Below are 6,349 nucleotides of genomic sequence, written 5' to 3' on the forward strand. Positions count from 1 at the left end.
ACGATTCTAGCCGATCGCGCGTCCGGGTCAGCGGGCGTCGGCCGGGCCGCGCCGGAGGCGAGGCGGCGTGCGCCCGGCCGGCGCGAGGCTCAAAGGTGTTCCTTGCGCCGCAGCACCAGCGGACGCCCGTCGTGGGATTTTTTCACCAGCCAGGTGGCGAGCGCCGAGTCCATGTAGTCGGCGTGCCCGGGGAACCAGTCCATCAGCGCCTGCGCGAGCTCGCGGGCGATCTCCACCTCGCCCTTGGCGACGAGCTCCTGCACCTCGCGCACCGAGGCCATCACCTTGGCGTGCTCGTCGATGTGGCAGTCGCCGCCGGTGGGGAAATCGGCCGCGGAGAGCCAGGCGTCCTCCTGCGCGAAGTGCGCCTCGGCGTGGCGGGCGAACGCGTCGAGCGCGGCGGGGATCTCCGCGTCGCGCGCGCGCAGCAGCGCATCCACGCAATCGACGAACTCGCGGTGGGTGTCGTCGATCGTGCGGTGCCCGAGCAGGAAACGGTCACTCCAGGTGAACACGGGCGGGTTGCTCATTGCGGTCTTACCTCGGATCGAATGTGGGGAAAACAAGCGCCGGGACGCCGGTCGCGCGTCCCCGATGCTTCAAGTCTAGCAAGCCGGGCACCTTTGCAGACAGCGCCTGTCCGACAGCGCGAGGGTGACAAGCCCGGGTGGCTCGCTCAAAATCGCCCGCAAAGCGCCTGCCGCCGCGCACTTCAACCGTTCCGGACCTTGCCATGAAGCTCAAGATCGCCGCCGCCGTCGCGGTCCTCGTCCTCGCCGTCGCCGGCTTCTTCGTGTTCACCCAGAAGCCGGCCGCGCCCGACGTGGCCTTCTCCACGCTGCAGGGACAGAGCTTCCGCACCGCCGACCTGCGCGGCAAGGTGGTGCTGGTGAACTTCTGGGCCACCACCTGCACCAGCTGCATCAAGGAGATGCCGGCGCTGAAGGCGACCCAGGAGAAGTTCGAGGCGCGCGGCTACCGCACGGTGGCGGTGGCGATGGACTACGACCCGCCCGCCCAGGTCGCCGCCTTCGTCGAGCGCAGCGCCCTGCCCTTCACCTTCGTCCTCGATCGCGACGGCAACATCGCGCGCGGCTTCGAGGGCGTCCGCCTGACGCCGACCAGCTACATCCTCGACAAGCGCGGCCAGATCGTGCAGAAGATCCTCGGCGAGCCCGACTTCGACAAGCTGCACGGCCTGCTCGAGCAGCTCCTCGCCGAACCCGCCTGACAGGAAAGCCCACGCTCCCCATGCCCATGATCCGCGCCACGCTGTACGCCGCTCTTTCGGCCAGCCTCCTGCTCGCCCTGCTCCCGCCCGCCCACGCCCAGCGCAGCGGCAACATCGGCGGCTGCGACATCCGCCGCGGCACCCTGTGCACCAACCTCAACCTCAACGGGGCGAACCTCGAAGGGGTGAACCTGGCCAACTCGCAGTTCACCCGCTCGGACCTGTCCGGCGCCAACCTGCGCGGCGCCACGCTGAACGAGGCGAACTTCTCCCAGGCCGAGATGGCGGGCGCCACGCTCGACGGCGCCTCGATGCTGCGCACCAACCTGCGCGGCGCCCGCCTGACCGGCGCCAGCTTCAAGGACGCCGACCTGCGCAACGCGATCCTGCAGAACGCCGACCTGCACGACGCCGACCTGTCCGCCGCCCGCCTCGGCGGCGCCGACCTCACCAACGCGCGCGCCGAGCGCAGCCGCTTCGACGGCGCCGAGCTCACCCGCAGCAACCTGCGCGCAGCCAAGCTCACAGGCGCCTCCTTCGCCGGCGCCAACCTGCAGGGCGCCAACTTCACCCGCGCGCAGCTGACCAACGCCGACCTCACCGGCGCCAACCTCGACCAGGCGATCTTCCTCAACGCGCAGACGGACGGCTGCAAGGGCTGCCCCTGATCGACGATGGGCGGCGCGCATGAGCCGGGCGGGGCGTGCCCGGCGTCTCCCGCACCCGCCGCCACGTTCCGGCAGCGCGTGCGCGGGTGGCGCGGCCCGCCCTACTCGAGGCCGAACTGGAAGGTGCTGACCACGCGCAGGCGCTTGCCGATCGTGCGCGACGTGTCCATGTCGGAGTCGTCGTCGTCGGTGATGCGGATCGCGCCCTGGTTTGCGCTGCGCAAGGGGCCCAGGCGCGCGCCCGCATCGGCCGCGAACTTGCTGGCCAGTTCGCGCGCGCTCAGGGTCGCCTCTTCGAGCAGGATCGGCTTGATGTCGTTGAAGCCGCGCAGCTGGTAGCGCGGCGTGCCGTCGCTGCCATCACCCCCCAGCTGCACGCCCGCCTCGACCAGCGGATCGACCCGATTCGACGCCGCGGCCACGAGATCGACGCGGGCCGACTTGACCACGACCTGCCCCTGCCCGGTGAAGCGCAGGGCCACGCGGTCCGAGCCGTACTCGCGCGCCAGCAGGTCCTGCACCTGCAAGGGCCGCACCTCGATCTCGTCGTCGCTGAAACCCTGCTCGCGCAGGAAGGCGACCACGCGCTCGCGGTCGGCGGTCAGGGCCTGCTGCACGCTGCCGAAGTCGTTCTCGGCGCGGCGGAAGGGGACGGTCCACACCGCAAAGTCGCTCTTCACATCACGCTCGGCCAGGCCCTTCACGGTGAGGGTGCGCTCCGCCATGCGGAAGCGCTCGATGCCTCCCGCCACCTGCATGCCTGCGAAGCCGATGCCGACGGCCAGGATGAGCGCCGGAACGATCCCGATCCGACCCTCGGCCATGATCACACCACCCCGGCGCCGTGCGCCTGCTGGTCGGCCCAGTAGCTCGAGCGCACCATCGGGCCGCAGGCGGCGTTCCTGAAGCCCATCTTCAGCGCCTCGGTCTCGAACATCTTGAAGGTGTCCGGATGCACGTAGCGCAGCACCGGCAGGTGGCCGCCGGAGGGCTGCAGGTACTGGCCGATGGTGAGCATCTCGACGTCGTGCGCGCGCAGGTCGCGCATGACCTCGAGGATCTCGTCGTCGGTCTCGCCCAGGCCCACCATCAGGCCCGACTTGGTGGCCACGTCCGGGTGGCGCGCCTTGAACTGCTTGAGCAACTCGAGCGAGTAGGCGTAGTCCGAGCCCGGGCGCGCCTGCTTGTACAGGCGCGGCACGGTCTCGAGGTTGTGGTTCATGACGTCGGGCGGCGCCGCGTCGAAGATGTCGAGCGCGATCTCCATGCGGCCGCGGAAGTCGGGCACCAGCACCTCGATGCGGGTGCTCGGCGAGGCGGCGCGCGTCTCGCGGATGCAGTCGACGAAGTGCTGGGCGCCACCGTCGCGCAGGTCGTCGCGGTCCACCGAGGTGATCACCACGTAGTTCAGCCGCATCGCGGCGATGGTCTTGGCGAGGTCGCGCGGCTCGTCGGCGTTGAGCGGCTCGGGGCGGCCGTGGCCGACGTCGCAGAAGGGGCAGCGCCGGGTGCAGATGTCGCCCATGATCATGAAGGTCGCCGTGCCCTTGCCGAAGCATTCGTGGATGTTCGGGCAGGAGGCTTCCTCGCACACGGTGTGCAGCTTGTGGTCGCGCAGGGTGGCCTTGATCTCGTTGAAGCGCTCGGCCTCCATGCCGGCGCCGAGCTTGATGCGGATCCACTCGGGCTTCTTGAGGCGTTCGGCGGGGACGATCTTGATCGGGATGCGGGCGGTCTTGTCGGCGCCGCGCTGCTTGCGCGCAGGGGTTTCCATGGTCGCTGTTCTCTGTTGGTTTCCGGGTGGGAAGGGGGCTGATCTCGGACGGATCCGTCGGCGCGATTATGACCCGGCACGCGCCGCCACGGCGACGGGCGAGGCCGCAGCCGCATTATCGGTTTCCCCAATGTCCGACGATGGGGGCGGCAGCAGGCGCTGCAGGTGGCCGAGCAGCACCTCGCCGACCTGCTCCACGCCCGCGTCGACGCCGAAGTCCTTCATGCGGATCGTCTTCAGGCCCTCGTAGCCGCAGGGGTTGATCCAGCCGAAGGGGGCGAGGTCGGCGTCCACGTTGATCGCCAGGCCGTGGTAGCTGCAGCCGTTGCGAACGCGCAGGCCGAGCGCGGCGATCTTGTCGCCGGCGACGTAGACGCCCGGCGCGCCGTCCTTGCGCTCGGCTTCGATGCCGTATGCGGCCAGGGTGTCGATGATCGCCTGCTCCATCAGGTTCACCAGCTCGCGCACCTTGAGCCGGCGGCGCGGCAGGTCGAGAAGCAGATAAGCGACGAGCTGGCCGGGGCCGTGGTAAGTGATCTGGCCGCCGCGGTCGATGTGCACCAGCGGGATGTTGGCCGGGTTCTGCAGCAGGTGCTCGGGCTTGCCGGCCTGGCCGAGGGTGTAGACCGGCGGGTGCTGCAGCAGCCAGAGCTCGTCGGGCGTGTCGGCCCCGCGCTGCGCGGTGAACACGCGCATCGCCTCGAGCGCCGGCGCGTACTCCACCTCGCCGAGGCGCTTGACGATCACAGCACCACCTTGACCATCGGGTGCGCGGTGAGCTCGCGGTACATCGCGTCCACCTGCACCTGCGACACCGCGCGGAAGGTGCAGGTCACCGCGAGGTAGTTGCCCTTGCTCGAGGGCCGCATCTCGGCACCCGCGGGCTCGAAGTCGGGCGCATGGCGCAGCACCACCTCGATCACCGCCTGGGCGAAGCCGTCCACCCGCGCGCCCATCACCTTGATGGGAAAGTCGCAGGGATATTCGATCAGGCTCTGACGCGTCTGCGCGTCCTGCTGGTCAGCCATGGCACATCACCGTATCCGTCGATTCCTGGTCGAGGCGGCGCGGCATCGCCGCGAACCAACCTCGGTCGAGCGCTCAGAGGCTCTTGAAGAACATCACGATCGCGTCCCACAGGCGGCCGAAGAAGCCCGCCACCTCGACGTCCTGCAGGGCAACCACCGAGTACTGGCCGAGCGGCTTGCCGTCGATCGCGACCGTGAGCGTGCCGACCTCCTGGCCGCGCTGCAGTGGCGCCACTAGCGGCTGGCGGCTCTCCAGGCTGACCTGGATCTTGTTCGCCGCCTCCTTGGGCACGGTGAGCGCGAAGTCGTTCAGGAAGCCCACCGGCAGCTCGTTGAGCTTACCCTTCCACACACGGAACTTCGACAGCGCCTCGTCGGCGGAGTAGAGCTTCACCGTCTCGTAGAACTGGTAGCCGAAGTTGAGCAGCTTGAGCGACTCCTGCGCGCGCACGGTGTCCGAGGCCGCGCCCAGCACCACCGAGATCAGGCGGCGCTCGCCGCGGCGGGCGGTGGACACCAGGCAGTAGCCGGCGCTGCTGGTGTGGCCGGTCTTCATGCCATCGACCGAGGGGTCCATGTACAGCAGGCGGTTGCGGTTGGGCTGCTTGATGCCGTTGTAGGTGAACTCCTTGAGCGAATACAGGCCGTAGTACTCGGGGAAGTCGCGGATGATCGCGCTCGCGAGCAGGGCGAGGTCGCGCGCGCTGGTGTACAGCTGCGGGTCGGGCAGGCCGGTGGAGTTGGTGAAGTGGGTGTTGGTCATGCCCAGGCGCTGGGCCTCGCGGTTCATCAGCGCGGCGAAGGCCTCCTCGCTGCCGGCGATGGTCTCGGCGAGCGCCACGCAGGCGTCGTTGCCCGACTGCACGATCACGCCGCGGATCAGCTCGTCCACGCTGACCGGCTTGTTGGGCTCGATGAACATGCGCGAGCCCTCCATGCGCCAGGCCTTGGTCGACACCGGCACCACCTGGTCGGCCTTCAGCGTGCCTTCCTTGAGCTTGGAGAAGGTGATGTAGGCCGTCATCAGCTTGGTCAGCGAGGCCGGCTCGATGCGGGCGTCGGCGTCCCTGTCGGCGAGCGTCTGCCCGGTGGCGTGGTCGACCAGCGCCCAGGCCTTGGCGGCCAGCGCGGGGGGCGGCACCGTCTGCGCGAGCGCGGACAGCGAAAACAGCGAGACGAGGACGGCAATCAGAAAACGCATCGGACAAACCTGGAGAAGCGGGAAAGGGAACGGCGGATTATAGGCGCCGCTCGTGGACGGGCCAAAAATGGAAAGCCTTTGTTGCAACCCGGGCGTGGCGCCTCGGGATCAGCGCACCACCACGAAAGGCTTGAGCTTGAGCACGGTGCCCATGCGCTCGGCGGCATCGCGTGCCGCCTCGACCGTGTCATAGGGACCGGCGTGGAGGCGGAAACGTTCGCCGTCGGTGAACAATTCGAAACGCTCCGCCAGGTTCGAGGCCTGGCCGCGCACGGTGTCGCGGAAACCTTCGGCGTTGGCGAACGAGGAGAAGGCGCCGAGCTGCAGGAAGATGCCCGCGCTCGCCGAGGCGACCGGCGGCGCGAACCCGCCCGCCGCGCCGCAGGCGGGGCCTTCCTCGCACTCGGGCGGGGCGAGCGCGATCGCGGTGTCGGCGGGCCGCACCGA

The 6,349-nt window shown here is 69.5% G+C and carries 9 protein-coding genes; 2 read left to right on the forward strand and 7 right to left on the reverse strand.

Annotation, left to right across the window (positions count from 1 at the left end; all coding sequences use genetic code 11):
• Positions 1–89: 89 nt before the first annotated feature.
• A complete protein-coding gene (locus tag C667_RS03825; protein WP_004357369.1) occupies positions 90–530 on the reverse strand; it encodes a bacteriohemerythrin in 441 nt (146 codons plus the stop codon).
• A gap of 203 nt (positions 531–733) precedes the next feature.
• Here C667_RS03825 and C667_RS03830 point away from each other — a divergent pair, with 203 nt between their 5' ends.
• Entirely contained in the window at positions 734–1,231 is a 498-nt protein-coding gene (locus C667_RS03830; RefSeq protein ID WP_004357371.1) for a TlpA disulfide reductase family protein, read from the forward strand.
• A gap of 20 nt (positions 1,232–1,251) precedes the next feature.
• Positions 1,252–1,899 (forward strand): pentapeptide repeat-containing protein, encoded by a 648-nt coding sequence (locus C667_RS03835; protein WP_004357372.1) that lies wholly within the window; start codon positions 1,252–1,254, stop codon positions 1,897–1,899.
• A gap of 101 nt (positions 1,900–2,000) precedes the next feature.
• Here the strand turns inward: C667_RS03835 and C667_RS03840 are convergent, their stop codons facing one another.
• The 6 genes from C667_RS03840 to C667_RS03865 all read right to left on the reverse strand — a co-directional run.
• Positions 2,001–2,723, reverse strand: a complete 723-nt coding sequence (locus tag C667_RS03840) for an SIMPL domain-containing protein (RefSeq protein WP_039920737.1) — start codon at positions 2,721–2,723, stop codon at positions 2,001–2,003.
• A 2-nt stretch (positions 2,724–2,725) separates the two neighbouring features.
• Positions 2,726–3,673, reverse strand: a complete 948-nt coding sequence (lipA, locus tag C667_RS03845) for a lipoyl synthase (protein ID WP_004357374.1) — start codon at positions 3,671–3,673, stop codon at positions 2,726–2,728.
• Between the two features lie 66 nt (positions 3,674–3,739).
• Complete coding sequence (lipB, locus tag C667_RS03850) at positions 3,740–4,420, reverse strand: lipoyl(octanoyl) transferase LipB (RefSeq protein WP_004357376.1); 681 nt, start codon at positions 4,418–4,420, stop codon at positions 3,740–3,742.
• Positions 4,417–4,701, reverse strand: a complete 285-nt coding sequence (locus C667_RS03855; RefSeq protein ID WP_004357377.1) for a YbeD family protein — start codon at positions 4,699–4,701, stop codon at positions 4,417–4,419. The genes lipB and C667_RS03855 overlap by 4 nt, the downstream gene beginning before the upstream one ends.
• Positions 4,702–4,774: 73 nt before the next feature.
• Positions 4,775–5,902, reverse strand: coding sequence for a D-alanyl-D-alanine carboxypeptidase family protein (locus C667_RS03860; RefSeq protein ID WP_004357378.1), 1,128 nt, complete (start codon positions 5,900–5,902; stop codon positions 4,775–4,777).
• Positions 5,903–6,010: 108 nt separating this feature from the next.
• Positions 6,011–6,349: SPOR domain-containing protein (locus C667_RS03865; protein WP_004357379.1), on the reverse strand; the 339-nt coding region annotated here is incomplete at its 5' end.

It is taken from the genome of Thauera phenylacetica B4P (assembly GCF_000310225.1).
In the GTDB taxonomy this organism is placed as follows: Bacteria; Pseudomonadota; Gammaproteobacteria; order Burkholderiales; family Rhodocyclaceae; genus Thauera; species Thauera phenylacetica.

Coding starts and splice junctions, on each gene's coding strand:
- C667_RS03825 (WP_004357369.1), bottom strand. CDS start 530: ATGAGCAACCCGCCCGTGTTCACCTGGAGTGACCGTTTCCTGCTCGGG.
- C667_RS03830 (WP_004357371.1), top strand. CDS start 734: ATGAAGCTCAAGATCGCCGCCGCCGTCGCGGTCCTCGTCCTCGCCGTC.
- C667_RS03835 (WP_004357372.1), top strand. CDS start 1,252: ATGCCCATGATCCGCGCCACGCTGTACGCCGCTCTTTCGGCCAGCCTC.
- C667_RS03840 (WP_039920737.1), bottom strand. CDS start 2,723: ATGGCCGAGGGTCGGATCGGGATCGTTCCGGCGCTCATCCTGGCCGTC.
- lipA (WP_004357374.1), bottom strand. CDS start 3,673: ATGGAAACCCCTGCGCGCAAGCAGCGCGGCGCCGACAAGACCGCCCGC.
- C667_RS03855 (WP_004357377.1), bottom strand. CDS start 4,701: ATGGCTGACCAGCAGGACGCGCAGACGCGTCAGAGCCTGATCGAATAT.
- C667_RS03860 (WP_004357378.1), bottom strand. CDS start 5,902: ATGCGTTTTCTGATTGCCGTCCTCGTCTCGCTGTTTTCGCTGTCCGCG.